The 25,533-nt window shown below is 61.4% G+C and carries 24 protein-coding genes; 14 read left to right on the top strand and 10 right to left on the bottom strand.

Going from position 1 to position 25,533, the window contains the following annotated elements; translation table 11 throughout:
• The first annotated feature begins 218 nt into the window (after positions 1–218).
• Positions 219–881 carry an acetyltransferase gene (locus ACQ4W7_RS07800; protein WP_426072932.1) on the top strand — a complete coding sequence of 221 codons (663 nt, stop codon included), beginning with the start codon at positions 219–221 and terminating at the stop codon, positions 879–881.
• A gap of 72 nt (positions 882–953) precedes the next feature.
• On the opposite strand, the gene ACQ4W7_RS07795 is transcribed toward ACQ4W7_RS07800, so the two are convergent.
• A complete protein-coding gene (locus tag ACQ4W7_RS07795) occupies positions 954–2,630 on the bottom strand; it encodes an electron transfer flavoprotein-ubiquinone oxidoreductase (RefSeq protein ID WP_426072931.1) in 1,677 nt (558 codons plus the stop codon).
• 251 nt (positions 2,631–2,881) lie between these two features.
• Here ACQ4W7_RS07795 and ACQ4W7_RS07790 point away from each other — a divergent pair, with 251 nt between their 5' ends.
• Positions 2,882–3,658, top strand: coding sequence for an SDR family oxidoreductase (locus ACQ4W7_RS07790; RefSeq protein ID WP_034752351.1), 777 nt, complete (start codon positions 2,882–2,884; stop codon positions 3,656–3,658).
• A 142-nt stretch (positions 3,659–3,800) separates the two neighbouring features.
• On the opposite strand, the gene ACQ4W7_RS07785 is transcribed toward ACQ4W7_RS07790, so the two are convergent.
• The gene (locus ACQ4W7_RS07785; protein ID WP_426072930.1) at positions 3,801–4,367 is read right to left on the bottom strand and encodes a LuxR C-terminal-related transcriptional regulator; all 567 of its coding nucleotides are present in this window, start codon (positions 4,365–4,367) and stop codon (positions 3,801–3,803) included.
• Positions 4,368–4,514: 147 nt separating this feature from the next.
• On the opposite strand from ACQ4W7_RS07785, the gene ACQ4W7_RS07780 reads away from it, so the two are divergent.
• Both ACQ4W7_RS07780 and ACQ4W7_RS07775 read left to right on the top strand, forming a co-directional pair.
• Complete coding sequence (locus ACQ4W7_RS07780) at positions 4,515–5,216, top strand: CoA transferase subunit A (RefSeq protein WP_426072929.1); 702 nt, start codon at positions 4,515–4,517, stop codon at positions 5,214–5,216.
• Between the two features lie 20 nt (positions 5,217–5,236).
• Positions 5,237–5,887 carry a CoA transferase subunit B gene (locus tag ACQ4W7_RS07775; protein WP_436529613.1) on the top strand — a complete coding sequence of 217 codons (651 nt, stop codon included), beginning with the start codon at positions 5,237–5,239 and terminating at the stop codon, positions 5,885–5,887.
• A gap of 48 nt (positions 5,888–5,935) precedes the next feature.
• Here the strand turns inward: ACQ4W7_RS07775 and ACQ4W7_RS07770 are convergent, their stop codons facing one another.
• On the bottom strand, positions 5,936–6,346 hold the full coding sequence (locus ACQ4W7_RS07770) for a DoxX family protein (protein WP_436529611.1): 411 nt from the start codon (positions 6,344–6,346) through the stop codon (positions 5,936–5,938).
• 243 nt (positions 6,347–6,589) lie between these two features.
• Entirely contained in the window at positions 6,590–7,927 is a 1,338-nt protein-coding gene (locus tag ACQ4W7_RS07765; protein ID WP_426072926.1) for a dicarboxylate/amino acid:cation symporter, read from the bottom strand.
• Positions 7,928–8,142: 215 nt separating this feature from the next.
• On the opposite strand from ACQ4W7_RS07765, the gene ACQ4W7_RS07760 reads away from it, so the two are divergent.
• From ACQ4W7_RS07760 to ACQ4W7_RS07750, 3 genes are read left to right on the top strand one after another with little or no spacing between them, the layout of a single operon-like run.
• Positions 8,143–9,024, top strand: a complete 882-nt coding sequence (locus tag ACQ4W7_RS07760; protein ID WP_436529608.1) for an alpha/beta fold hydrolase — start codon at positions 8,143–8,145, stop codon at positions 9,022–9,024.
• Between the two features lie 53 nt (positions 9,025–9,077).
• Positions 9,078–9,428, top strand: coding sequence for a RidA family protein (locus tag ACQ4W7_RS07755; protein ID WP_426072924.1), 351 nt, complete (start codon positions 9,078–9,080; stop codon positions 9,426–9,428).
• Positions 9,429–9,468: 40 nt separating this feature from the next.
• The gene (locus ACQ4W7_RS07750; RefSeq protein ID WP_436529606.1) at positions 9,469–11,721 is read left to right on the top strand and encodes a RelA/SpoT family protein; all 2,253 of its coding nucleotides are present in this window, start codon (positions 9,469–9,471) and stop codon (positions 11,719–11,721) included.
• A gap of 39 nt (positions 11,722–11,760) precedes the next feature.
• Here the strand turns inward: ACQ4W7_RS07750 and ACQ4W7_RS07745 are convergent, their stop codons facing one another.
• The 3 genes from ACQ4W7_RS07745 to ACQ4W7_RS07735 form a co-directional block, all read right to left on the bottom strand.
• Complete coding sequence (locus ACQ4W7_RS07745; RefSeq protein WP_436529604.1) at positions 11,761–12,711, bottom strand: cation diffusion facilitator family transporter; 951 nt, start codon at positions 12,709–12,711, stop codon at positions 11,761–11,763.
• Positions 12,712–12,828: 117 nt separating this feature from the next.
• Entirely contained in the window at positions 12,829–13,704 is an 876-nt protein-coding gene (locus tag ACQ4W7_RS07740) for a pirin family protein (RefSeq protein ID WP_426072921.1), read from the bottom strand.
• 57 nt (positions 13,705–13,761) lie between these two features.
• Entirely contained in the window at positions 13,762–14,361 is a 600-nt protein-coding gene (locus ACQ4W7_RS07735; RefSeq protein ID WP_436529602.1) for an FMN-dependent NADH-azoreductase, read from the bottom strand.
• 123 nt (positions 14,362–14,484) lie between these two features.
• On the opposite strand from ACQ4W7_RS07735, the gene ACQ4W7_RS07730 reads away from it, so the two are divergent.
• Complete coding sequence (locus tag ACQ4W7_RS07730; protein ID WP_426072919.1) at positions 14,485–15,390, top strand: LysR family transcriptional regulator; 906 nt, start codon at positions 14,485–14,487, stop codon at positions 15,388–15,390.
• A gap of 17 nt (positions 15,391–15,407) precedes the next feature.
• On the opposite strand, the gene asd is transcribed toward ACQ4W7_RS07730, so the two are convergent.
• The gene (asd, locus tag ACQ4W7_RS07725) at positions 15,408–16,256 is read right to left on the bottom strand and encodes an archaetidylserine decarboxylase (RefSeq protein WP_436529600.1); all 849 of its coding nucleotides are present in this window, start codon (positions 16,254–16,256) and stop codon (positions 15,408–15,410) included.
• Between the two features lie 373 nt (positions 16,257–16,629).
• Between asd and ACQ4W7_RS07720 the strand changes: the two genes are divergently transcribed.
• From ACQ4W7_RS07720 to ACQ4W7_RS07695, 6 genes are all read left to right on the top strand, one after another.
• The gene (locus ACQ4W7_RS07720; protein ID WP_436529598.1) at positions 16,630–18,711 is read left to right on the top strand and encodes a TonB-dependent receptor plug domain-containing protein; all 2,082 of its coding nucleotides are present in this window, start codon (positions 16,630–16,632) and stop codon (positions 18,709–18,711) included.
• Positions 18,712–18,829: 118 nt separating this feature from the next.
• On the top strand, positions 18,830–20,068 hold the full coding sequence (locus ACQ4W7_RS07715) for a DEAD/DEAH box helicase (protein ID WP_436529596.1): 1,239 nt from the start codon (positions 18,830–18,832) through the stop codon (positions 20,066–20,068).
• Positions 20,069–20,133: 65 nt separating this feature from the next.
• Positions 20,134–20,751, top strand: coding sequence for an LON peptidase substrate-binding domain-containing protein (locus tag ACQ4W7_RS07710; RefSeq protein WP_426072915.1), 618 nt, complete (start codon positions 20,134–20,136; stop codon positions 20,749–20,751).
• 141 nt (positions 20,752–20,892) lie between these two features.
• Positions 20,893–21,636 carry a DNA-binding protein gene (locus tag ACQ4W7_RS07705; protein ID WP_436529594.1) on the top strand — a complete coding sequence of 248 codons (744 nt, stop codon included), beginning with the start codon at positions 20,893–20,895 and terminating at the stop codon, positions 21,634–21,636.
• Between the two features lie 226 nt (positions 21,637–21,862).
• Positions 21,863–22,822, top strand: coding sequence for a cupin-like domain-containing protein (locus tag ACQ4W7_RS07700; protein ID WP_436529592.1), 960 nt, complete (start codon positions 21,863–21,865; stop codon positions 22,820–22,822).
• Between the two features lie 42 nt (positions 22,823–22,864).
• Complete coding sequence (locus ACQ4W7_RS07695) at positions 22,865–23,536, top strand: ADP-ribosylglycohydrolase family protein (protein ID WP_436529833.1); 672 nt, start codon at positions 22,865–22,867, stop codon at positions 23,534–23,536.
• Here the strand turns inward: ACQ4W7_RS07695 and ACQ4W7_RS07690 are convergent.
• Complete coding sequence (locus ACQ4W7_RS07690) at positions 23,533–24,264, bottom strand: class I SAM-dependent methyltransferase (RefSeq protein WP_436529590.1); 732 nt, start codon at positions 24,262–24,264, stop codon at positions 23,533–23,535. The genes ACQ4W7_RS07695 and ACQ4W7_RS07690 overlap by 4 nt on opposite strands.
• Complete coding sequence (locus tag ACQ4W7_RS07685; RefSeq protein ID WP_436529588.1) at positions 24,261–25,514, bottom strand: voltage-gated chloride channel family protein; 1,254 nt, start codon at positions 25,512–25,514, stop codon at positions 24,261–24,263. The genes ACQ4W7_RS07690 and ACQ4W7_RS07685 overlap by 4 nt, the downstream gene beginning before the upstream one ends.
• Between the last annotated feature and the right edge of the window lie 19 nt (positions 25,515–25,533).

Here is a 25,533-nt window from a genome sequence, read left to right as displayed (position 1 = left end):
TCTGAGAAACTTTCCAGGTGGAATTTATTCAGGAATGCTGTCGCAATGCAAACTTGGTGTTGCTGGCTGGTCAAAGCGTGGGGGAAAGTGGCTGTTTTAAGATGCTGGGCGCCGGATGGGCGGGATGCCTTGCGCCGGACTACTGGTATGATGCCCGGGATTCGAGGCTACCCTGGAGGATAGCCGCTGCCCGATATCGTTCACTTTTCAACTGAGATATGCACAATATTCTAATTATTGGCTCGTCGGGCCACGCAAAGGTCGTGATTGACGTGGTCGAACGCCAGGGGCTCTTTCGCATTGCCGGCTTGATCGATGCGTTTCGCACGGTCGGTGAGGAAACCTCGGGCTATCGCGTCCTTGGCGCCGAGCCTGATTTGCCGGTGCTGGTGGAAAAGCTCGCTGTGGCGGGGGTGCTGGTGGCCATTGGAGACAACTTTGTACGGGCCGGCGTGACCGCTCGCGTGGCGGCCTTGTGCCCCGAACTGCCATTTGTCAGCGCCGTGCATCCGCAGGCAAGCGTCGCCAGGGCCGTGCGCATCGGTGCTGGCTGCGTGGTGATGGCGGGGGCGGTAATCAATCCCGGCTGCGACGTCGGGCAGGGCTGTATCGTCAACACGCGCGCCTCGCTGGACCATGATTCTGTAATGGAGGCATTTTCCAGCCTGGCGCCTGCTGCTGCGACAGGCGGCAGCAGTTTCATTGGCACGTGCAGCGCCCTGGGCATGGGCGCCTTGTTGCTGCAGCGCATGCGCATCGGCAGTCATTGCGTGGTAGGCGCCGGTGCCGTGGTGACGCGGCCCGTGGCCGATCTGTGCGTCAGTTATGGCGTGCCGGCAAAAACGATACGCAGCCGCCTGGCCGGCGACAAGTATCTGTAAGGTCACGGCAGTCGTTGCTGAAGGTGCATGCCTTGCCGTTGACTTAATGGCAAGGCACGCCAAACTACAAGCTTACATATTCGGATAATTCGGTCCGCCCCCACCTTCCGGCGTCACCCACACGATATTTTGCGTCGGGTCCTTGATGTCGCAGGTTTTGCAGTGCACGCAGTTTTGCGCATTGATCTGCAGGCGTTCGGCGCCGTCGTCGTTTTTCACGAACTCGTACACGCCGGCAGGACAGTAACGTGCCTCCGGACCCGCATACGTGGCCAGGTTGACGTCGACGGGCACGCTGGCGTTTTTCAAGGTCAGATGGATGGGCTGGTCTTCCGCGTGGTTCGTGTTGGAAATGAAGACGGACGACATCTTGTCGAAGGTCAGCTTGCCATCGGGTTTCGGATACACGATCTTTTTCGACTGGGCCGCCGGCTTCAGACATTCGTGGTCGCCATGCGTGTGGTGCAGGGTCCAGGGCGCCTTGCCGCGGAAGAGGATCTGGTCGATGCCCGTCATCAGGCTGCCCAGGTACAGGCCTTTCGACAGCCAAGGCTTGACGTTGCGCGCCACGTGCAGCTCTTCATGCAGCCAGGATTGTTCAAAAGCAACAGGGTAGCTGGACAGTTCGTCGTGCTGGCGCTGTTCGCCCAGCGCGCCGAAGGCCGCGTCCGCCGCCAGCATGCCGCTCTTGATGGCTGCGTGGCTGCCCTTGATGCGGCTCATGTTCAAAAAGCCCGCATCGCAGCCGATCAGCGCGCCGCCGGCGAACACGAGCTTTGGCAGCGATTGCAGGCCGCCAGCCGTGATCGCGCGCGCGCCGTACGAAATGCGCTTGCCGCCTTCGAAGAACTTGCGGATTTCCGGATGCGTTTTATAACGCTGGAATTCCTCGTACGGCGACAAGTAGGGATTCTCGTAATTGAGGCCGACCACATAACCGACCATGACCTGATTGTTTTCCAGGTGATACAGGAAGGAGCCGCCATAGGTCTTCGCGTCCAGCGGCCAGCCCGTCGAGTGGATCACCAGGCCCGGCTTGTGCTGTGCCGGGTCGATTTCCCACAATTCCTTGATGCCGATGCCGTACGATTGAGGGTCTTTGCCGGCGTTCAAGTCATACTTGGCCATCAATTGCTTGCCCAGGTGGCCGCGCGCGCCTTCGGCGAACAAGGTGTACTTGGCGTGCAATTCCATGCCCAGCTGGAAGTCGGGACCCGGTTCGCCGTCGCGCTTGACACCCATATTGCCGGTTGCCACGCCTTTCACGGAGCCATCGTCGTTGTAGAGGATTTCCGCGGCAGGGAAGCCCGGGAAGATTTCCACGCCCAGGTTTTCCGCCTGCTGGCCCATCCAGCGCACCACATTGCCCAGCGAGACAATATAGTTGCCGTGGTTTTCAAAGCAGGCCGGCACGGCGAAGTTCGGTGTCTTGTAGGCTTTGGTTTCCGTCAGGAACAGAATGCGGTCTTCCGTCACTGCCGTGTTCAGGGGCGCGCCCAGTTCTTTCCAATTCGGAATAAGTTCGGTTAGCGCTTTCGGGTCCATGATGGCGCCGGACAGGATATGCGCGCCCAGTTCGCCGCCTTTTTCCAGCACGCAGACGGACACTTCCTGGCTCTTTTCAGCGGCCAGCTGCTTCAGGCGGATTGCCGCCGCCAAGCCTGCGGGGCCACCGCCAACGATCACCACGTCATACTCCATGGTGTCGCGCGGTCCGTACTGTTCAACTAAGTTATTAGGCTGTGTCATGGTCTCGATTGTTAGTCACTAAATGGGTGGGTGAGGAATCTTCGAATAAATTTAAGCACGAGTGTGCTTGTTTTTGGCGAGGATTGCAACTTTGGCGCCATTTTGCGTGACATTGCCCCACGCCGCAATCTAAATCCAGCCATTTTGTGTAATGATGGCGTTTACCTTTGCGCAAGTGTGACGCAGGGGATTTTGCCCCTGTGCCAGTGGCACGGCGTAAAGTGTTATCTAAAACAAAACAGGAGTAGCTCGTGGGCATAGAAGTCAATTTCGAGGGCAAGATTGCCCTGATTACCGGCGCATCGAGCGGCCTCGGCGCGCGCTTTGCGAAAGTGCTGGCCCAGGCGGGCGCGCAGGTCGTGCTGGCCTCGCGCCGCACCGAACGCCTGAAGGAGTTGCGTGCCGAAATCGAAGCCGATGGCGGCGCCGCGCACGTGGTGTCGCTCGACGTGACCGACTTCGCCAGCATCAAGTCGGCCATCGCGCATGCGGAAACAGAAGCGGGCCCTATCGATATCCTCGTCAACAATTCCGGTGTCTCCACCACGCAACGCCTGGTCGACGTCACGCCCGAGGATTACTCGTTCGTGATGGATACCAACCTGCGTGGCTCATTCTTCGTGGCCCAGCAGACGGCCAAGCGCATGATCGCGCGCGCCAAGGGCGACCCGAAGAAACAGCACCGCATCATCAATATCGCCTCGATGGCGGGCTTGCAGGTGTTGCCGCAGATCGGCGTGTATTGTATGAGCAAGGCGGGCATGGTGCACATGACGCGCGCCATGGCCGTGGAGTGGGGCAAGTATGGCATCAACACCAACGCCATCTGCCCCGGCTATATTTCCACCGAGATCAACGAAGATTATTTCGCCACCGAGCAGGGCAAGAAGCTGATCGAAATGCTGCCGAACAAGCGCCCGGGCAAGCCGGAAGACCTCGACGGCCTGCTGCTGCTGCTGGCGGGCGAGGATTCGCATTTCATCAATGGCGCGATTATCTCTGCCGATGGCGGCATGAGCACGTTTTAACGCCATAAAACCTGCTGCGCGTCGCGCTTTGCGGCCTGCAATGCTCACCGTGCTAGAGCACGGTTGCGCTTCTCGGCCACAAATCGCTGCCGCTCGCGACGGTTTTACTTGGCGTTAAACGATAGTCACCTTGGATGCAGCCCTAGCGCTGCAGCTGCAGCCCCACCAGCTTGTGCACCAGCTCCGATGAGGTCGATGCAGCGAATTTGCGCATCAGCTTGGCGCGGTGCATTTCCACCGTGCGGGGGCTGAGGTCGATCTGGCGGGCGATGACCTTGCTGGTCTTGCCTTCCACCAGCAGGGCGGCGATTTCGCGCTCGCGCGGGGTCAGTTCCGCCGTCACGGGACGTTTCTCGCTGACATCCTCGAACGTCCAGATACCAGGCCCCAGCGGCTGCGCGGGCAGCATGGCGTGGCCCGTGACGTGGCACCAGAACAATTCACCATTACTGCGGCGCATGATGCGCTCGTCCGAATAGCGGCCCTTGGCGTTCATGATGGGGATGATGCGGTCACCCGTGCGCAGGAATTCGTCGTGCGTGGGGTAGAGTACTTCGAACGATTGATCGTCCATCTGGACGCGTGCATAGCCGAACATGGCCGCCAGTGCTTCATTGCAACTGCGCATGATGCGGTTTTCCGAGATGCACATGCCCACGGGCGCGTGCAGGAAGATGCTTTCATAATCGATGGCTGACGCGGCGTTCATCTGATACGTATCACTCTCACAGTGGGATTGCTGGCACGGCGCCGGTAGTTCTACGGTATTGTACTTTCCACTCGCGTATTTTATGCTGAGTCGCTGCCTGAGTCATGGACTCAAGACCAAAGCTTAACAAAAGATAGAGGGACACCCATGAATAAAGTTTATCCTGACGCCGCCTCGGCGCTGGCCGGTATCGTCCAAGATGGCCAGACCATCGCCGTCGGCGGCTTTGGCCTGTGCGGCATTCCCGAAGCACTGATCAAAGCCTTGCGCGATTCGGGCGTAACGGGTCTGACGGCCATTTCCAACAACGCCGGCGTGGACGGCTTCGGCCTGGGCCAGTTGCTGACTACCCGCCAGATCAAGAAAATGATCGCCTCCTATGTGGGCGAAAACAAGGAATTCGCGCGCCAGTACCTGGCCGGCGAACTGGAACTGGAATTCACGCCGCAAGGCACCCTGGCTGAAAAGCTGCGCGCGGGCGGCGCCGGCATTCCCGCCTTCTTCACCAAGACGGGCGTGGGCACCATCGTTGCCGACGGCAAGGAAATCCGCGAATTCGACGGCGAACAATACGTGATGGAACGCAGCCTGGTGGCCGATGTGTCGCTGGTGAAAGCCTACATGGCCGACCGCGCGGGCAATTTGGTTTACCGCAAGACGGCGCGCAATTTCAACCCGAACGTGGCCATGGCCGGCAAGATCACCATCGTCGAGGTGGAAAAACTGGTCGAAGTGGGCGAGATCGACCCGGACCAGGTGCATACGCCGAGCATCTTCGTGCACCGCATCGTGGTCAACGCGAACCCGGAAAAACGCATCGAGCAGCGCACCGTGCGCACTGAAGCATAAAAAAGAATACGGAGAACATCATGGCTTGGACTAGAGATGAAATGGCCGCGCGTGCGGCAAAGGAATTGCAGGATGGCTTTTATGTGAACCTGGGCATCGGCTTGCCGACCCTGGTGGCCAATTATGTGCCGGAGAATATGGAAGTATTCTTGCAGTCGGAAAACGGTTTGCTGGGCATCGGCCCGTTTCCCACCGACGATGAAGTCGACGCCGACCTGATCAACGCCGGCAAGCAGACGGTGACGGCCTTGCCGGGTGCCGCCTACTTCAGCTCGGCTGACTCGTTTGGCATGATTCGTGGCGGCAAGATCAACTTGGCCATCCTGGGCGCGATGCAAGTGTCGGAAAAGGGCGACTTGGCGAACTGGATGATTCCAGGCAAGATGGTCAAGGGCATGGGCGGCGCCATGGACCTGGTCGCCGGCGTCAAGCGTGTGGTGGTGTTGATGGAACACGTGGCCACGGCCAAGGATGGCACGACCTCGCACAAGCTGCTGAAACAATGCGATTTGCCGCTGACGGGCGTGGGCGTGGTCGACGTCATCATCAGCGACCTGGGCGTCATCAACGTGACGGAAAACGGCCTGAAACTGATGGAACTGGCGCCGGGCGTGACCAAGGAGCAAGTGCAGGCGGCCACGGGCGCTGAGCTGGACGTTTCGGCCGTATAAACGGTTCGGTGCATGCAATGAAAGGGCGGACAGCGATGTCCGCCTTTTTTATGCGGCAGCCTTGCTGCGCAAGCCGTCGAGGCTGTAGGCGCCGGCGCCCGCAGCGGCAAAATACAGGAAGGTGAAGCAGTACATGACAGCCATTTCGCCGCCGTTCAGGATCGGCAGGAAACCGCTTGGTGCATGCGCCATGAAGTAGGCGGCCGCCATCTGGCCCGACAGGATGAAGGCGACGGGGCGCGTGAACAGGCCGACCAGCAGCAGGGTGCCGCCCACCAGCTCGATGACGCCGGCCGCGCCCATCACGGACAACAGTTGCAGGCCGTCGAACATGGCCACATGCGGCGCGCCGAACAGCTTGGCCGTACCATGTTGCATGAAAAGAAAGCCGAGGATGATGCGCAGCACACCCAGCAGGCGTGGGCTCCAGGTGGCGTAGAAGGCGGGCGAGAGGGACATGAGGTACTCCATTCAAAGTGTGGATGCTTCGGTGTCAGGCTTGCACTAACGCTATGTCATTATGCGGGAGCCTGGCGGCGAACAGGTGACAGCACTATAAAGGTTTTTGATTTATTGATCATCCTGGTAAATGTTGATGCATGATTTACTGATTGTTGATGATGGAATAAAGTGTGCGCGCATGAAAAAAGCCCCGCGGATCGCTCCGCGGGGCCTTGCAGGGTACTACTCAGTGCATTGCGCTTATTTCACGATATTCACGGCCGGTGCCACATAAGCGTCGTCGGCAGGGTGGGTAGGGTGAGCCAGCTCGCTGTGCAGCTTGTCCATGTCCAGTTCTTTTTCCCATTTCGACACGACGATGGTGGCAACGCCGTTGCCGACGAAGTTGGTCAGCGCGCGGCACTCGCTCATGAAGCGGTCGATGCCCAGGATCAGCGCCATGCCGGCCACGGGAATCGTCGGCACGACGGCCAGGGTGGCGGCCAGGGTGATGAAGCCGGCACCGGTGATGCCGGAGGCGCCTTTCGAGGTCAGCATCGCCACGCCGAGGATGGTCAGCTCCTGCCAGATGGTCAGTTCCGTGTTGGTGGCTTGCGCCACAAACAGGGCGGCCATGGTCATGTAGATGTTGGTGCCGTCCAGGTTGAACGAGTAGCCGGTAGGCACGACCAGGCCGACCACCGGTTTCGAGCAGCCCAGGCGCTCGAGTTTCTTCATCAGTGCTGGCAGGGCTGATTCCGACGAGCTCGTGCCCAGCACGATCAGCAGTTCTTCCTTAATGTACAGCAAGAAGCGGCCGATCGAGAAGCCGGTGTACTTGGCGATCAGGCCCAGCACGACGAAGACGAACAGGAAGCAGGTCAGGTAGAACGAACCCATCAGTTTAGCCAGCGGAATCAGCGAAGCCAGGCCGTATTTACCGATGGTAAAGGCCATCGCGCCGAACGCGCCGATGGGAGCGACTTTCATGATGATGTTGACCATGCCAAAGATGGCATGCGACAGCTCGTCGATCAGCTTGGTGACCGGACGGCCGCGCTCACCCAGCAGGGACAGCGAAAAGCCGAACAGGATGGCGATCAGCAGCACTTGCAGGATGTCGCCCTTGGCGAAGGCGTCAACGAAAGTCTTCGGGATGATGTTCATCAGGAAATCGACCGTCGTCAAGCCTTCGGCATGCGTGTATTGCGCGATCGACTTGGCGTCGAGGTGGGCTGGGTCGGCGTTGAAGCCGGCGCCCGGTTTGAGCAGGTTGGCAACGACCAGACCGATGGCCAGCGCGAAGGTGGAAACCACTTCAAAGTACAGCAGTGCCTTGCCGCCCACTCTGCCGATTTTCTTGACATCCTGCATGCCGGCAATGCCGGAGACCACGGTACAGAAGATCACCGGGGCGATGATCATCTTGATCAGTTTGATAAAGCCGTCGCCCAGCGGTTTCATGTCGACGGCGTTTGAGGGATAAAACACCCCCAGCAGCACGCCTGCCACGATGGCGAACAGCACCTGTACATACAGGATTTTATAGAATGGTTTTTTCACGAGTGGTCTCCTCTTGCGGGTTGATGCTGCGATCATCCGCGCATTGCCAGGCCGGCTCAATTGTGGATAACCGCAGATATGCATTTTCGCTATATCGGGTATTGCGCCATGACTGGCGTGCTGCGGCGCAGCATTTCAGGCGCGCGCTTGGAGCATTGCCCGCGCTGCGCTACACTGCCGTAGCGTCGCGCGCGGGACACCCCATGACAGGCAGGAAGCGGTGCTCTTTTTATATTAAATAAGGAAATCGCATGATCGAAGCCAGCATCAAGTCAGTGCAATGCATCTCCCCCGCAGGCTTGCATACCATGTCATACAAGGAGTGGGGCGCGCCCGACAATCCGAACGTGCTCGTCTGCGCCCATGGCGTGACACGCGTGGCGGACGACTTCGACAACCTGGCGCGCGCCATGGCCAGCGATTACCGCGTCATCTGCCCCGACGTTGTGGGGCGCGGGCGCTCGGGCTGGCTGGCCAATCCGCAGTTCTACCGCATACCGCAATATGTGAGCGACATGGTGACTTTGCTGGCGCGCGTGCTGGACTATGGCGATCGCCAGACGGTGGACTGGTTCGGCACGTCGATGGGCGGCTTGATCGGCCTGGGCCTGGCTTCCTTGCCGAACAGCCCGATCAGCAAGCTGGTCTTGAACGATATCGGCCCGACCCTGGCGCCCGAAGCCTTGCAGCGCATCGGCGACTACATCGGCCAGGACTTGCGTTTCGAGACGTTCGAGCAGGGCGCCAAATTTGTGCGCGACGTGTCCGCCAGCTTCGGCCCGCATACGGACGAGGAATGGCATAAACTGGCAGTCGATGTGTTGCGCCAGGATAAGGATGGCCATTGGCGCCGCCACTATGATATGGGACTGGCCATGCCGTTCCGCTCGGCTACGCCGGAATCGGCGGCCAGCGACGAAGCCATGCTGTGGGCCGCGTATGATGCCGTGCGCTGCCCCACCTTGCTGGTGCGCGGGTCGGAGTCCGACCTGCTGTCGCACGCGACGGCGCAAAGTATGCTTGGCCGCGGGCCGAAGGCGCAGCTGGTGGAAATCGCAGGTGTGGGCCATGCGCCCACCTTCGTGCACGACGACCAGATCGCCATCGCGCGCAAATTTCTGCTGAGCAAGTAAGTGGTAGTAAGTAATAACGCTGTACAGATTTTGAAACAACCGAAAGAAGAAGCATGGAAATTACACGACTGCACGTAGGCAAACGCCTCTCCGAAGTGGCGATACACAACAACACCATCTACCTGGCTGGCCAGATTGCCGAAGACACGACGCAAGACATCGTCGGCCAGACGCGCGAAGTGCTCGCTCACGTCGACCGCCTGCTGATGGAAGCAGGCAGCGACAAGACCTGCATCCTGTCGTGCCAGATTTACATCGCCGACATGAAAGACTTTCCCGGCATGAATGAAGTATGGGATGACTGGGTCGCGTCCGGCCACACGCCGCCGCGCGCCACCGTGGAGGCGAAGCTGGCCAATCCGGCATGCCTGGTTGAAATCGTCATCATCGCTGCAGAGCGCTAGGTTATTCAGTTATTTAGTTTTTAAGTTTATAAGGCATTACATGGTTTCCATCTCGGCCCCGAATAGCGTCATATCGGAACAACTGGTAGAGGGCTTGAGTGCGCCGGACAGCGCGCGCGTGCTGGACGCGCTCGCGTATGCCACCGAAGCGTATGGCGACAAGCAGACCTTTGCCGGCCGTGCTGCGCTGGACTTCGCCATCGGCGTGGCCACCACCCTGGCTTTCCTGCGCAGCGATGCGGAAACGCGCATTGCCGGCCTGATGTTCGAGCTGACCTTGCTGGACCCGGATACGGCAGCCGATATCGAGCCGCGCTTCGGCAAGCAGGTGTGCGACCTGGCGACAGGCGTGCGCCAACTGATCCGCCTGCGCGCGCTGACCCAGGCACAGCACGGCAGCGCTGCCGGTCGCGGCAAGAATGCGGCGCAGCAAGCCGTGGCCCAGGTGGAAACCTTGCGCAAGATGCTGCTGGCGATGGCCTCCGACATGCGCGTCGTGCTGGTGCGCCTGGCCGCCTGCGTGACGACCCTGCGCTATTTCGCCGAATTAAAGCTGTTCAATGAAATGACGCGCGAATATGGCAAGGAAACGCTGGACCTGTACGCGCCGCTGGCCAACCGCCTCGGCATCTGGCAACTGAAGTGGGAACTGGAAGATTTGTCCTTCCGCTTCATCGAACCGGAAGCGTATAAACGCATCGCCAAGATGCTGGAAGAAAAGCGCATGATGCGCGAGGGCTTTGTTTCCTCGGCGATTTTGCGCCTGCAGACGGAACTGGCTTCGGCCGGCATCCAGGCGGAAGTATTTGGCCGCCCGAAACACATTTACAGCATCTGGAACAAGATGCGCGGCAAGGAGCTCGATTTCACGGCCCTGTACGACGTGCGCGCCTTCCGCGTCATCGTTGCCGACGTGAAAATTTGCTACACGGTGCTGGGCGTGGTGCACAATATCTGGACCCCCATCCCGAAAGAATTCGACGATTATATTTCGCGCCCGAAACCCAATGGTTATCAGTCGCTGCACACGGTGGTGATGGCCGAGGACGGCCGCCCGCTGGAAGTGCAAATCCGCACCAATGAAATGCACAGCTTTGCCGAATACGGCGTGGCCGCGCACTGGCGCTACAAGGAAGAGGGTGGCTCGAACTTTGCCGGCCAGAAATACGACGAAAAGATCGCCTGGCTGCGCCAGCTGCTGGCGTGGAAAACCGAGGTCGCCGACGCCGTCGTGGGCCAGGAAGAAATCCAGCGTGTATGGGTGGAAAAGCTCAAGTCGGCCACCCTGGACGACCGCATCTTCGTCATGACGCCGCAGGCGCGCGTGCTGGAATTGCCCGTCGGCGCCACGCCCGTCGATTTTGCCTATCACCTGCACACGGACGTGGGCCACCGCTGCCGCGGCGCCAAGGTCGACGGCATCATGGTGCCCTTGAATACCCAGCTGAAAAACGGCCAGACCTGTGAAATCATCACGGCCAAGGGCGCGCCGGGCACGGCCGGGCCGTCGCGCGACTGGCTGGGCGCCGGCTACGCCGTCAGCACGCGCACGCGTTCCAAAATTCGCGCCTGGTTCCATGCCATTGACATGCAGGAAACTCTGGCCCACGGCCGTGCGCTGGTGGAGAAATCCCTGCAGCGCGAAGGCAAGACGGCCGTCAATCTTGAATCGCTGGCGCAAAAGCTGGGCTTTGCCAAGGTTGATGAACTATTCCTGTCTGTCGGCAAGGATGAATTCAGCCTGCGCCACGTGGAGCAGGCGCTGCACGACAATGGCGAAGTGGTGGTGCCGGAAGACGCCGTGCTGGTCGGCAAGAGCCGCGCGTCCAGCGTGGAGCAGGGCGCCAAGTCCGGCGTGCTGGTGGTGGGCACGGAAGGCTTGATGACGGTGCTGGCCAAGTGCTGCAAGCCGGCACCGCCGGACAGCATCGTCGGCTTCGTCACTCGTGGCAAGGGCGTGTCGATTCACCGCGCCACCTGCAAGAATTTCGAAGAAATGCGCGCCAAGTCGCCCGAACGGGTGATCTTTACGGAGTGGGGCAGCACGGGCGGCCACGACACGGTGTACCCGGTCGACATTTTCATTCTGGCAGGCGACCGCCAGGGCTTGCTGCGCGACATCTCCGAAATATTTTCGCGCGAAAAGATCAACGTCATCGGCGTCAATACCCAAAGCGCCAAGGGCCAGGCCCGTATGACGTTTACGGCCGAGATCAGTTCGACGGCGCAGTTATTGAAGGCCTTGAATGTGATCAAGGACGTGAGTGGCGTATTGGAGGCCAGAAGAAGCTGATTTAGGGTGGGAGTCTTGCCTGGACTTCCCGCATCACTGTCAGTGCGTCTTGTCACCCGCGTGTAATCCCGCCATCGCCGCTGTCTCCGGCTGCAAGGTGATGTGATCGATGCCATGCTTGGCCAACAGCATCTTCTTGATCGCGCGCAATACCTTGGGCCAATGGTCGAGGTGTTCGATCTCCACGTGGCCGATCAGGGCCGGCTGGCCCGGCGACATGTCCCAGACATGCAAATCGTGCACGGCAATCACGCCGTCCACTTGTTCCACGTCAGCGCCCACCTGGATGTAATCGATGTGCATGGGCACGCCTTCCATCAGGAAGTGGTACGACTCGCGCAGTACGCCAAACGTGGATTTCAGGATCAGCAGGGACACCAGCACGGACAGCAGCGGGTCGATCTGCATCCAGCCCGTAAAGTAAATCACGGCGCCGGCGATGATGGCGGCGACCGAACCGAGCAAATCGCCCATCACATGCACGAGGGCGGCGCGCGTGTTCACGCTTTGCTTGTCTTTCGACAAGACCCACGCCACCACCACGTTGATCGCTAGGCCGATGAAGGCGATGATGAAGACCATGCCCCCCTTGACCGGTTGCGGGGCGGAAAAGCGCAGCACGGCTTCATAGCAGATCCAGCCCACCACGCACAGCATGGCCAGGCCATTGACGAAGGCGGCCAGCGCCTCGGCGCGGCCAAAGCCGAACGAGTGGCGCGGCGAAGGGGGGCGGCGCGCGATGAGTTGCGCCAGCAGGGCCAGGCCCAGCGCGGCCGCATCCGTGACCATATGGCCCGCGTCGGAAATCAGGGCCAGCGAATTGGACAGGAAGCCGGCCGCCACCTCGATGCCGGCAAATGACAGGGTCAGCCCCAGCGCCCACGCGAGGATGCTCTGGCTACGCCCTTCGAACGAATGGGTGTGCTTGGCGTCGCCCTTCAGGTGGGCGTGCAAATGGGTGGCGTCGTGTTCGGTGTGCATCGGCTGCATGGAATGCTTTGTGGAATGAGGTTGCCGTCAGTGTAATTGAAAAGCAACAAAATAGTCGGCACGTAAAAAAACCTGCAGGCCCGGAGGCACTGCAGGTTGTTGATGGGGCAGACAACTTTACTGCACGGCCGTCTCGCCAAACTTGCCTTCGCGGAAATCCTGCACGGCCTGGAACACTTCCGCCTGGGTATTCATGACAAACGGGCCGTATTGCGCGATGGGCTCGTTCAAGGGCTGGCCGGCCACCAGGATCACGCGACCGCCTTGCGGCGCCTCGATGCGCACGCCGTCGCTGCCCGGCGTGTTGGCGAAGATCGCCATGCGCAGGGCAGGCACGGCCTTGCCATCGACCTGCACTTCGCCGCGGAAGGTGTACAGGAAGGCGTTATGGCCTGCCGGCAAGGGCTGCTCGAAGCTGCTGCCGGCCGGCAAGTCGATGTCCAGGTATAGCGGTTCCGTCAGTTCGCGCTGCACGGCGCCCGCCACGCCATGGCTCTCGCCGGCGATCACTTGCACGGCCACGCCTGCGTCCGTCGTGTAGCGGGGGATTTCGCTACTGGTGAAATCGCGGTACCACGGCGTGCGCATCTTGTCGCGCGCAGGCAGGTTCAGCCACAGCTGAAAACCTTCCATCACGCCTTCTTCCTGTTCCGGCATTTCCGAGTGGATCACGCCGCTGCCGGCCGTCATCCATTGCACCCCGCCCGAGGTCAGCAAGCCTTCGTGGCCCGCGCTGTCCTTGTGGCGCATGCGCCCCGTGATCATGTACGAGACCGTTTCGAAACCGCGGTGCGGATGCTCGGGGAAGCCGGCGATATAGTCGTTCGGCTTATCGCTGGCAAAGTTGTCGAGCATCAAAAACGGGTCGAGGCGGCGCTGTAATTGCTGCGTCAGCACGCGGTTGATCTTCACGCCGGCGCCATCCATGACGGCCTGGCCGGCGATCACGCGCTCGACGGCGCGTGCTTGCGTGACGGTGGTGGTATCGCTCATTGCTCTCTCCTCTAGGCCGGGACGGCGCCAGTGCGCCGTCCCTTTCACTGCTGGGGATTACACCAGGATCGCGTTGATCTCGGCGTCCGCTTGCGCATGCGCCTTGGCGACGGCTTCCGGGCCCATGCCCATGCCTTCCGAATACACATATTGCACGTGGGTCAGGCCCAGGAAACCGAACATGGTGTTCAGGTATGGCACTTGGCTATCGTTGGTGCTATCGCGGTGCAAGCCGCCGCGGGACAGGCCCACATAGACTTTCTTGCCGGTCAGCAGGCCAACAGGGCCGTTTTCCGTGTACTTGAAGGTGACGTTGGCGCGGGCAATCGCGTCGAACCAGCTTTTCAGTTGCACGGTGATGCCGAAGTTGTACATCGGTGCACCGATGACGATGACGTCAGCCGCTTGCACTTGCGCAATCAGCGCGTCGTCCAGGGCGATGCGGGCTGCCTGCTCCGGCGTGCGTTTGTCGGCCGGGGTGAACAGCGCTTGCAAGGTCGGCTCGTCGAGCACGGGGTGCGGTGCAGCGGCCAAGTCGCGGCGCGCCAGGGTGGCGCCAGGGTTGGCGGCTTGTACGCGGGCAACGATGGCGTCAGCCAAACGGGTCGAGGCGGAACCGGTGCTACGGGCGCTGGAATTGATTTGCAGGATGTTCATCTTGTTTCTCCGTGTGAGGTGTCTTGCGATGGATGAACTATAGCAATTCCAAAATTGATGCGGAAGGCGTTAAAATGGATAACATTAATCCACTGATGGAACAATCGAGTGTAAAGGTAAGCGATGAATATCGATCCTGGAGATTTGCTGCTGTTTGCGCGCGTCGTCGAATGTGGCAGTTTCAGTCGCGCCGCCGTGCGTGTGGACTTGCCCAAGTCAACCCTGTCGCGGCGCATCTCGCAGCTCGAAGCCAGATTGGGCGAACGGCTCTTGCTGCGCACCACGCGCAAGCTGGCGCTGACGGAGTTTGGCGCCAGCCTGCTCGAGCATGCGCGCAAGGTGGCGGAAGAAACGGAGGCGGCCGGCGCGCTGGCCCAGCACCGCCAGGCGGGCCCCAGTGGCTTGCTGCGCATCTCCATGCCGGCCGACTTCGGCGACGCGCTGATGCGCGAGGTGCTGGCCGAGTTCGTGCGCCGCTATCCGGCCATTTCGCTGGAACTGGACTTGTCGGCGCGCCGCGTGGATTTGCTGGAAGAAAATTTTGACCTGGCCATTCGCATGGGCAACTTGCCCGACGATGCCAGCCTGGCGGCGCGGCGCGTGGCCTTCAGCAGCTTGTCCCTGTATGCCTCACCGCAATACACGAGCGTGCACGGCTTGCCCGAGCATCCCGACGACCTGTATGGCCACGATTTGCTCAGCTTGCCGCGTGCCGTGGATGGCCTCGTACACTGGACTTTGATGCGCGGCAAGACGACGTGGGAGCGCGATTTACCTGTGCGCCTGCTGGCCAACTCGCCGGAATTGCTGGTGCGCATGGCCTGCACGGGCGTGGGCATCGCGGCCAGCACGGACCGCTTTGCCAAGGCGTATGTGGCGACGGGGGAATTGGTGCGGGTCTTGCCCGAATGGAGTTTCCCGCTGGTCACGGGCTGGGCTGTGTTTCCCGGCCGGCGTTTGATGCCGGCCAAGACGCGCGCGTTCCTGGACTTGATGGAGGAGATGTACAAAACCGATGCGCCCGTGTAGGAGCGCACCCAGATAATTTATTTGGGCACGTTGCCCATGACTTCACCCAACTGCACGGGACCGGCCGCTTGCCAGGTGCCGTTGAAGTCCACGGTGCCTTTCGGGAACAGCATGACGACGGTGGAACCGAGCAGGAAGCGGCCCAGCTCTTCGCCCTGTTTCAGCACCACATTGTCGTTGGCATAGCTCCAGTCGCGCACCTGGCCCGTGCGGGGCGGGTTGACGACGCCGTGCCAGACGGTGGCCATGCTGCCGACGATGGTGGCGCCCACCAGGGTCATGACGAAGGGACCGTTGGCCGTGTCGAACAGGCAGACGACGCGTTCGTTGCGGGCGAACAGGCCGGGAATGCCGCGCGCCGTGGTCGGGTTGACGGAGAACAATTCACCGGGAACATAAATCATGCGCGTCAAGCGGCCGTCGCACGGCATGTGGATGCGGTGGTAGTCGCGCGGGCTCAGGTACAGGTTGGCAAAGCTGCCGTGTTCAAACTGGGCCGCCAAGGCGGCATCGCCGCCCACCAGGGCCGTGGTGCTGAAGTTGTGGCCCTTGGCCTGGAAGATCTGGTCCTTGTCGATCGTGCCGAACTGGCTGATGCGACCGTCGACGGGGCAGACGTAGTCGGCCTTGGCCAGCGGACGCGCATCCGGGCGCAGCGCGCGCGTGAAAAAGTCGTTGAAGCTGGCGTAGTGCGTGATGTCCGGGTCCAGTGCCTCATCCATGTTGACGTTGTAGCGGCCGACGAACCAGCGGATCAGGCGCGTGGTCATGGCGCCGCCCTTGGCGCCGGCGATTCGGCCGGCAAAATTGGTCAACGCCCCCTTGGGCAGCAGATACTGAGGCAAAACGGCAAGACGGTCAGACACGATGGGTAGCCTTTGACGGGGTGATGGGAATCGATGAAAACGCATTATAGCGGCGATGTGGCGCGAAATGATATGCGCCGTATGCAAGGGTGCGTAGCACGGTCTGTCACCGAATTTAATTTGCTGTAGGGAATATTTTCAGGAAACTGTGCCACTCGGAAAAAATTGCAGCACAATACAGCGGCCTGTTTTTTAGCTTTTAGCCATTTTTATTCAGCCAACTTTTTTTAGCCAGGTCATGATGCCACGCCGTTGCCTTCGCCTTACCGTTGTTTGTTCCGCTGTTCTGTTTGCCTGGAATGCCCAGGCCCAGCAATCCGAAACTCCAGCCGCCGTCGAGGCTGCCGCCGCGCCGCTGAAGGCAGAAAAGCCCATGCAAACGGTTGAAGTCAAGGGCAGCGGCTATGATCCGCGCCGTGACGATACGGCCAGCAAGATGGTTGTCAGCAGCGAAGAAATCCTCAAGTATGGCGACAGCAACGTCACCGACGTGCTCAAGCGCTTGCCCGGCATTACCGTTTCCGGCGCGGCCGGGCGCTCGGGCGGCGAAATCCGCATGCGCGGGCTGGGCAGCGGCTACACGCAGATATTGCTCAACGGCGAACGGGCGCCGGCCGGTTTTTCGCTCGATACCCTGTCGCCCGACGTGATCGAACGCATCGAGATTTTACATGCGGCCAGTGCCGAATACAGCACGCAGTCGATCGCCGGTACCATCAACGTGGTGCTGAAAAAGGCCGTGAAGACGGCGCAGCGCGAACTCAAGCTGGGCGTGCAGGGCAGCGACGTGAGCTTTTCGCCCAGCGTGAATGTGCAACTGTCCGACCGCGACGGCAATTTTTCGTATTCGCTGGCCGGCTCGCTATTCCGCTACGATTACCATTACGACAATCCCGGGCGGGAACTGGGCTACGCGCCCGATGGCCGGCAAAACCTGCTGCGCCGTACCAATGGCACGGGCGATGGCCGCCCGGAAGGCATCAATCTGTCGCCGCGCCTGAACTGGGTGCTGGCCAACGGCGACAATCTGACGGCGCAATTTTTTTTCAATGGCGGGCGCTCGAACCACCGCAATGTCAGCCGCGCGGAAACAGAGCAGGGCTTGCGCCCCGATTACGACACCAATACGGGCAGTTCCAGCAACCACAATGCCTTCGGCCGCAGCGACTTGACGTGGATGCACAAGCTGGCTGGTGGCGCCCGGCTGGAATTGAAAGTGGGCGCCTCGGCCGCCCGCAATACGTCCGATAGCCTGCAGCAAGGCTTTATCGATGGCAGCGGCCTGGCGCTCGAGCGCAAGGTGGGCGTGAAGGCGACGGAAAACGGCGTCAGTTCCACCGGCAAGTATTCCGCGCCCTTGCTGCCCGGCCATGCGCTGTCGATGGGCTGGGACGGCGCGCATACCGGGCGCGAGGAATCGCGCCGCCAGCGCGAAGCGGCCCTGGTCGCGTCGGGTGCACGCGCGCCCGTCAACAGCGACGAAGGTTTCGACGCCACGATCCAGCGCCTTGCCCTGTACGTGCAGGACGACTGGGAAATTACCCCGCGCTGGTCGATGTACGCGGGTGTGCGCTGGGAAGGCATCGATACGCGCAGCGCGGGCGACACTTATGACGAAGTGCAGCAGCGCACGAGCGTATGGAGCCCGCTGCTGCAAACCCTGTGGAAGTTGCCTGATACCAAGGGCGACCAGGTACGCCTGGCCTTGACGCGCACCTACAAGGCGCAGCCCACGTCAAGCCTGATTCCGCGCCGCAATACTTCGACCAACAATAGCCAGAACGATCCTGACCGCGAAGGCAATCCGTATCTGAAGCCGGAGCTGGCGCTGGGCATCGATGCCTCGTACGAGCACTATTGGGCCGAAGGTGCCTTGCTCAGCGCGCGCGCTTCGGCCCGCCGCATCGACGGCTACACGCGCCAGGGTTTGTTGTTCATGAATGAGCGTTGGATATCCACGCCCGTGAACGATGGCCGCGCGAATACGCAGACACTGGAACTGGAAGCGAAGTTCCCGCTACGCGCCGTGCTGGCCGGACCCGTGCCGGCCATCGACTTGCGCGCCAGCGTCAGCCGCAACTGGTCGCAGGTGGAGCAGGTGCCGGGGCCGAACAACCGTCTCGACCAGCAAACCCCTGTCAGCGGCAACTTCGGTCTCGACTACAAGACGCCGGACGGCGTGCTGACCACGGGCGGCAGTTTCAATTTCCGCAATGGCGGCCCCGTGCGCATCACGGAACGCCAGAGCGCCTACACCTCGCCGCGGCGCGACCTCGACATTTATGCGCTGTGGAAATTCGACGCGAAGAACCAGCTGCGCTTGGCCGTGTCGAACTTGCTGGCGCAAGACTTCGAGAGCACCACCACGTATGCGGACGACAGCGGCAGCATCGTCCGCAACAGCATTTCACCGAGCTCGCCGCAGGCGCGCGCGACCCTGGAAATGAAGTTTTGACGGGTCTGTTTTCGCGGTGAAACCCCGGCCGGTATCCCCGCTGGCCTATAATCTCGGCAATCGCGCGCACGGCTGGTCCGTGCGCGCCACCTTTTCATTTGCCAAGATTGCTTTTCCCATGACGTTTTCCTCCCTCGGCCTGATCGATCCCCTGGTCCGCAAACTCGATGAGCTCGGCTATGCCAAGCCCACGCCCGTGCAGGCGCAAGCGATTCCCGCCGTGCTGGCCGGGCGCGACCTGATGGCCGCCGCCCAGACGGGCACGGGCAAGACGGCCGGCTTTGCCGTGCCGCTGCTGCAGCGCCTGACGCTGGAAGGCGTGGTGGCGCCCCAGTGCGTGCGCGTGCTGGTGCTTGTCCCCACGCGCGAACTGGCCGAGCAAGTGTATGCCAGCTTCCGCAGCTATGGCGGCAACTTGCCGCTGCGCAGCTTTGTCGCCTATGGCGGCGTGCCCATCGAGCCGCAGATCAGTAAATTGCGCAAGGGCCTCGACGTGCTGGTGGCCACCCCGGGCCGCTTGCTGGATTTGCAGACGCAGGGCGCCGTCAAGTTCGAGCAAGTGCAGACTTTGGTGCTGGACGAGGCGGACCGCATGCTGGACCTGGGCTTCGAGCGCGAGCTCGATATATTGCTGATGAGCATGCCCAAGCAGCGCCAGACCCTGCTGTTCTCGGCCACCTTCTCGGACGCCATCCGCGCCATGGCGAAAACCATGCTGAAGGATCCCGTCTCGGTGGAAGTCAGCGCGCGTAACAGCACAGTCAAAGCCGTGAAGCAATCGGTCATCGTGTGCGACAAGAAACGCAAGCCGGAACTGTTCCTGCACTTGCTGAAGAAAAAGCGCTGGGGCCAGGTCCTGGTCTTCGTCAAGACGCGCAAGGGCGTCGAGCTATTGGTGAATACCTTGCTGGAGCAGGGCGTGCGCGCCGATTCGATCCATGGCGACAAGACGCAGCCGAACCGCTTGCGCGCGCTGGCCCGTTTCAAGGCGGCCGAGGTGCAGGTACTGGTGGCTACCGACGTGGCCGCCCGCGGCCTGGACATCGATCAATTGCCCGTCGTCGTCAATTTCGACTTGCCCAGCGTGGCGGAAGACTATATCCACCGCATCGGCCGCACGGGCCGCGCGGGTGCCTCGGGCGAGGCCATTTCCCTCGTCTGCGCCGACGAGGTGGAATTGCTGTCGGCCGTCGAAGCGTTGACTCGGCAAACCCTCAAGCGCAACGAGGAGCCCGGTTTCGAGGCGGAACACCGCGTGCCGGGCACGTCCGCCGGCGGCACCATTCAGAAAAAAGCCGTCAAGGTGCTGGCGCCAAAGGCGGCCGAGCGGGCCAAGAAGCGCCGCTTCTACAAATAACATCGAACTAAAACTGCTTGGAGAGGCGTGCTGCATGGAGTTGGCATTCGTGCCATCATGCGGCTATGACCTCGATACCTTTGTTCCCGCTCAATACGGTGCTGTATCCCGATGGCTATCTACCCTTGCAGATCTTCGAGGTACGTTATCTGGACATGATACGTAAATGCATCATGGGCGAGCAGCTGTTTGGCGTGGTGCAGCTGCTGGACGGCGCGGAAGTGCGCAAGCCGGGCCAGCAGGAAATCCTGGCGCCCGTGGGCACCTTGGCGCGCGTCATCGACTGGGCCGCGCCCCTGTCGGGCTTGCTGCAAATTAAATGCATGGGCATGCAGCGCTTTCATATCCTTTCCAGCGAGCAGCTGAAGCACGGCTTGTGGATGGCGCAGATTGAAACCTTGCCGCCCGATAAAACCATTCCCATCCCGCAAGAGCAGCAGAACGTGGCAGATGCGCTCGGCGCGCTGATACGCACCTTGCAGGAGCAAAAGATTCCGCCAGAGCAAATGCCCCTGCAGCCGCCGTACCGGCTCGACGAGTGCGGCTGGGTGGCGAACCGCTGGTGCGAGTTGCTGTCCTTGAGCGCCATGCAAAAGCAATTGCTGCTCAGTCAAGACAATCCCGTGCTGCGCCTGGAACTGGTGCAGGATATGCTCACGGAAAATGGCTTGCTGGAAGAGTAAATCACCTGAAGCCGCATGTTTGCACACGGTCCTGTTGTGCAATTGCGTTCTATTGAGAAATACTTTACGCTTTGTCGCCGCTGGCATAAGATAATGCCCTTGGGCAAGATTGCCCTGAGCAACATTCAAGAGTACACGATAATGGCAAAAGCAAGCGCGGAACAGATCAATGCGGCAATGGAAGCGATGGCGGGCGAAGGCCAGGCCATCACGGTGCGCGCCTTGCGCGAACGGCTGGGCAACGGCGCCTGCCTGGGCACCATCAGCAAGCTTTTGCAGCGCCGCAAGGCAGGCGCGCAGCGCCAGATTTCTGCCGCCGCCGAACTGTCGCCCGTACTGCAGCAAGCCATCCTCGATTATGTAGGACAGGAATTAAGCGCCAGCCACAGCGCGCATGAAGCCGAGATGAACGATAATCAACAGGAATTGATGGACCTGGCCAGCGAGAACGAGCGCCAGCAAGAAATGCTCGACTTGCAGGCGGGCGAACTGGAAACTTTGCGCGAGGAACTCGAACGCGAGCGGCAAGTGGCCAACCAGGCCCGCACCGACCTTGCCAAGGCGCAGCTGCGCCTGGAAGGCTTGCCGCGCCTGGAAGAGGCGGCCGAGCAGGCGCGCATGGACCTGGCCAAGGCGCAATTCAAGCTCGAAGGCATTCCCCGCCTGGAAGAAGCTGCCGAAGCGGCGCGCGCCGAATTGATCCAGGCGCAGCTGAAGCTGGAAAGCCTGACGCGCGTGGAAACGGAACTGGCGGCTGCCCGCCTGGAACTGGAGGCGGAGCGCGAAGAGCTGGGCGAAACGCGCGCCGAGCTGGACGAAGAGCGCACCTTGCGCATCAAGGCGCAGCAGTTCATCGTCGACCCGATATTCAAGACGGCTGTGTAGGAACACCTGACCAAACCTGCTGCGCGTCGATATAGGTGGCTTGCGATGCTCACCGTGCTCTAGCACGGTTGCGCTTCTTAGCCACAAATCACTGCCGCTCGCGATGGTTTTGTCAGGTGTCGATGCGTCGTAGGGAATCTGTCATGCGTGCTGAACGGGCCTTGCTGGCTTAAAATAGCGCACTGTCGCGCCATGCCGTGCGACGCCTTGATCGCAAAGAAGGTTTATGTCTGTAGAAAAAGAAGTGCCGCTCCCGCTTGCGGCCACCCCCATATCGCCGCGCGCTTTGCCGCCCAGGCCGCCAGCCGAATTCGGTTCGCCCGAAGCCGCGCTTGCGCGCAAGCAAGCACGTGAAGACAAGGATGCGCAGGTACGCGGCGTCACGTCCATCGATGCCATGCGCGAGGCCATCAAGCAGGCAGCGCGTGACTTGCCGGCCATCAGCGCCGTGCCGCATCTGGGCATGCTCGATGCCGCCGCCTTCCGCGCGCGCGCCGCGCTGGGCCTGCCATTCCTGATGCGTGGGCTGGTGCAGCGCTGGCCCTTATCCAAGCTGGGGCCAGACATGTTGCGCGCGCAGTTCAGCCACGTGCCCGTGCGCGCGCGGGTGGGCGACTACATCAACACGGCGTTTGCAGCCGACCGCGCCATGCAGGATATGTCGATGGGGCAATACCTTGACCTGGTAGAAGAGGGCACGCACGACGCGGCGAACCGACTGCCGCCGTACCTGGGCAACCTGGAATTGCGCGAATTGAATCGTTTGTGCCACTGGCCCACGTATTTCGACAAGATGGGCCCGCCACGTTTCTGGGTCGGGCCGGCTGGCACGGTCACGCCCCTGCACTGCGACTTCGACGACAATATCTTCGCCCAAGTGTGGGGCCGCAAGCGCATATTTTTATCGCCGCCGCACCACGACGCATTTTTGTACCCGAGCGTAGCGAACGCCATCCTGTTCGGTTCGCCCTTTGACCCGGAAGCGCCCGATTTCCAGCGTTTCCCTTTGGCGCGCCAGGCCAGCATGATCGAATGCATCGTCGAGCCGGGCGACATGTTGTATGTGCCTGCCGGCTGGTATCACCAGGTGCGCGCGCTGACGTTTTCGCTATCCTCGAACCGCTGGGCCAGGGCCATGCCGCTGGCCCTGCATGGCGGGGTGGCGCTGCGGCCTACCGTGGCGTAATCTGGTGGCGTAATCTGATGGCGCGATGGCCTTGCCGAGAGCCTGTTACTCAAGGGGGCGTTCGCGCCGGAAGACCAGATGGTACGGTATCTGAACTGGTGGCAATGGGGCTATCTGAGCTCCACCGGCACCTGCTTCGATATCGGCGCCACGGTAAGAGCCGCACTGGCCAGTTTCCAGGAGACGGGCAATCCCTACAGTGGTTCCACCGCGCCGTGTTCAGCCGGCAATGGCTCGCTCATGCGCCTGGCTCCCGTCGTGCTGTTTGCCTATCCGGATGTGACGGCGGCCCTGGCCTACGCCGCCGATAGCTCGCGCACGCCCCATGCGGCGGCGGAAGCGGTCGAAAGCTGCCAGATGTTTGCCGCTTTGCTGTGCAGCGCGCTGGCGGTTACGCCGAAAGAGGCGCTACTGGACAGTATGGCTTACCTGCCTGCCGAAGCCAGGCTGAGCGAGATGGCGAGTGGTCGTTTCATCGCCAAGACGGAAGGGCGGATTCGCGGCACCGGCTATTGCTTGGAGTCGCTGGAAGCGGCGGTATTGCGCGCCGTCAACCTGGGCGAAGATGCCGATAGCACTGGCGCCATCGTCGGCCAGCTTGCCGGCGCCTATTATGGTGCCCGGGCGATTCCGCCGGCGTGGCTGAATGCCTTGGCCATGCGTGACGATATCGAAGAGCTTGCAGGAAAATTGTTTGAACGGCGCCGGGCCTAGCGCAGGCTGCAGCCCACCAGCAACAGCATCGGCCGCTCGCGCTCTTCCGCCAGGGCTGGCTGCTGCGCGACCTGTGCGTCTGTCGGTCCCCATTCTTCCACATGCTCCAGCTGGAAACCGGCGTGTAGCAAGGCATTCAAGGTCGTGCTTAGGGTGCGGTGCTGCTTGATCACGCCGGGCGCCAGCCAGTCCGACACGCGCGGGCCTTGTTGCTGGTAGCTGTCGATGGGCCAGCGCTTGCGGCCATGCGCATCCGTCAGCCAGCCGGGCTGGCGCGGCGCCATGAAGATCGGGTGCTCGATGGAAAACACCAGCTTGCCACCCGGCTTCAAGGCGTGGCGGATGGCGGCCAGCAAGGCGACAAAATCCTCGATGTAGTGGAACGCCAGTGAACTGTAAATCAGCTCGTAGCTGGCGGGCGGCAAGGCCAGTTGTTCCAGGTCCAGCCGGGCATAGCTGACGGTTTCATGAGTGTCCATGCCACTTGCCTGCGCCAGCATCTTTTCCGACACATCCACACCCAGCACCCGCGCCGCGCCGGCGTCAGCCGCCCAGCGGCAGAACCAGCCATAGCCGCAGCCCAGGTCGAGCACGCTTTTGCCTTGCAGCGTGGGCAGCATGGCGCGCATTGCCGGCCATTCGGGTGCGCTGTCGAGACCGCCAACGGAGCGGGGCAGCTGGCTGTAGGCCGTGAAGAAAGCGTCGTTGTCGTAGATATTCTGTGTCATGTGTCTGCATCCTTGGGAACCGTGCGTTTGGCGTGGCCGCTGCGTTGCGCCCGGTAAATGCCAGCGTGGCCGGAAAACAGATACGCCACCACGCAGGCGATGGCGGCGTACACGCCGATCTCGGCGCCGAACAGTTCCATCGCCATCAGGGTCGAGGCGATGGGCGTGTTGGCGGCGCCCGCGAAGACGGCAACAAAACCGATGGCGGCCAGCAAGGTGACGGGCTGGTGCAGCAACGGGCCCAGCGCATTGCCCAGCGTCGCCCCGATGTAGAACAAGGGCGTCACTTCGCCGCCCTTGAAACCGGTGCCCAGCGAAACAATGGTAAATGCCATCTTGGCCAGGAAATCGTATGCGGGCAGCGGTTCGTTCAGCGCGTCGACGATGGTGGGGATGCCCAGGCCGATGTAGCGATCCGTACCGATCAGCCAAACGGCGACGGCGACGACGAGGCCGCCGACCAGCGGGCGCAGCGGGGCATAGCTGATCCAGCGTTTCATCAGCCCGCTCAAGCCGTGCGTGGCTTGCGCAAACACCTTGCCCGTCACGCCGAACAGCATGCCCGCGATCACCATGGCGCACAAGGTCCAGGCGGAAATGGCGGGGGTCAAAGGCACGGCGTAATGCGTGTGGCTAATGTGCAAAACCGGCCCCCATAGCAGGACCACCTGGTCGGCGATGACGGCGGCGGCCAGACAGGGCAGCATGGCTTCATAGCGCAGGCGGCCGATGGCCAGCACTTCCAGGCCGAAGAGGGCGCCTGCCAGCGGCGTACCGAAGACGGAGGCAAAGCCGGCGCTGATGCCGGCCATCAGGATGATGCGCCGGTCTTCCTTGTGCAAATGAAACATGCGCGTCAGTTGGTCGGCCAGCGCGCCGCCCATTTGCACGGCCGTGCCTTCGCGCCCGACAGAGGCGCCGAACAAATGCGAGAGGACAGTGCCACCCAGTACCAGCGGCACCATGCGCAAGGGGATGATTTTTTTCGGGTCGTGGATTTCATCGATGAGCAGATTCGCGCCGCCTTCCACCGAGCTGCCATAACGCAGATACAGCCAGCCGACGGCAAAGCCCGCTACAGGCAGGAGCCAGATCAGCCAGGCGTGCGCCAAACGCGTGCGTGTCGCCCAGTCCAGGGCGAACAGGAAAACGGCCGAGGCCGACCCTGCCAGCACGGCCACCACAAAGGCCAGCAGCAGCCATTTCAACAGATGCCGTAACAGATCGGTGAGGGCGCTCAGGCGTTGCATCGGGCATCCAGTCAGGGCT

The organism is Janthinobacterium algoris (assembly GCF_051380935.1).
In the GTDB taxonomy this organism is placed as follows: Bacteria; Pseudomonadota; Gammaproteobacteria; order Burkholderiales; family Burkholderiaceae_D; genus Janthinobacterium.
Note: the sequence above shows the minus strand (reverse complement) of the source record. Positions and strands in the feature narration are given on the sequence as shown.

Excerpts from the sequence above, each read along its gene's own strand:
- ACQ4W7_RS07685 (WP_436529588.1), bottom strand. The coding sequence starts at position 25,514 with ATGCAACGCCTGAGCGCCCTCACCGATCTGTTACGGCATCTGTTGAAA.
- ACQ4W7_RS07800 (WP_426072932.1), top strand. The coding sequence starts at position 219 with ATGCACAATATTCTAATTATTGGCTCGTCGGGCCACGCAAAGGTCGTG.
- ACQ4W7_RS07760 (WP_436529608.1), top strand. The coding sequence starts at position 8,143 with ATGATCGAAGCCAGCATCAAGTCAGTGCAATGCATCTCCCCCGCAGGC.
- ACQ4W7_RS07745 (WP_436529604.1), bottom strand. The coding sequence starts at position 12,711 with ATGCAGCCGATGCACACCGAACACGACGCCACCCATTTGCACGCCCAC.
- ACQ4W7_RS07770 (WP_436529611.1), bottom strand. The coding sequence starts at position 6,346 with ATGTCCCTCTCGCCCGCCTTCTACGCCACCTGGAGCCCACGCCTGCTG.
- ACQ4W7_RS07720 (WP_436529598.1), top strand. The coding sequence starts at position 16,630 with ATGCAAACGGTTGAAGTCAAGGGCAGCGGCTATGATCCGCGCCGTGAC.
- ACQ4W7_RS07750 (WP_436529606.1), top strand. The coding sequence starts at position 9,469 with ATGGTTTCCATCTCGGCCCCGAATAGCGTCATATCGGAACAACTGGTA.
- ACQ4W7_RS07785 (WP_426072930.1), bottom strand. The coding sequence starts at position 4,367 with ATGAACGCCGCGTCAGCCATCGATTATGAAAGCATCTTCCTGCACGCG.
- ACQ4W7_RS07715 (WP_436529596.1), top strand. The coding sequence starts at position 18,830 with ATGACGTTTTCCTCCCTCGGCCTGATCGATCCCCTGGTCCGCAAACTC.
- ACQ4W7_RS07740 (WP_426072921.1), bottom strand. The coding sequence starts at position 13,704 with ATGAGCGATACCACCACCGTCACGCAAGCACGCGCCGTCGAGCGCGTG.
- ACQ4W7_RS07730 (WP_426072919.1), top strand. The coding sequence starts at position 14,485 with ATGAATATCGATCCTGGAGATTTGCTGCTGTTTGCGCGCGTCGTCGAA.
- ACQ4W7_RS07690 (WP_436529590.1), bottom strand. The coding sequence starts at position 24,264 with ATGACACAGAATATCTACGACAACGACGCTTTCTTCACGGCCTACAGC.
- ACQ4W7_RS07700 (WP_436529592.1), top strand. The coding sequence starts at position 21,863 with ATGTCTGTAGAAAAAGAAGTGCCGCTCCCGCTTGCGGCCACCCCCATA.
- ACQ4W7_RS07795 (WP_426072931.1), bottom strand. The coding sequence starts at position 2,630 with ATGACACAGCCTAATAACTTAGTTGAACAGTACGGACCGCGCGACACC.
- ACQ4W7_RS07765 (WP_426072926.1), bottom strand. The coding sequence starts at position 7,927 with ATGATCGCAGCATCAACCCGCAAGAGGAGACCACTCGTGAAAAAACCA.
- ACQ4W7_RS07735 (WP_436529602.1), bottom strand. The coding sequence starts at position 14,361 with ATGAACATCCTGCAAATCAATTCCAGCGCCCGTAGCACCGGTTCCGCC.
- ACQ4W7_RS07755 (WP_426072924.1), top strand. The coding sequence starts at position 9,078 with ATGGAAATTACACGACTGCACGTAGGCAAACGCCTCTCCGAAGTGGCG.
- ACQ4W7_RS07710 (WP_426072915.1), top strand. The coding sequence starts at position 20,134 with ATGACCTCGATACCTTTGTTCCCGCTCAATACGGTGCTGTATCCCGAT.
- ACQ4W7_RS07705 (WP_436529594.1), top strand. The coding sequence starts at position 20,893 with ATGGCAAAAGCAAGCGCGGAACAGATCAATGCGGCAATGGAAGCGATG.
- ACQ4W7_RS07775 (WP_436529613.1), top strand. The coding sequence starts at position 5,237 with ATGGCTTGGACTAGAGATGAAATGGCCGCGCGTGCGGCAAAGGAATTG.
- ACQ4W7_RS07780 (WP_426072929.1), top strand. The coding sequence starts at position 4,515 with ATGAATAAAGTTTATCCTGACGCCGCCTCGGCGCTGGCCGGTATCGTC.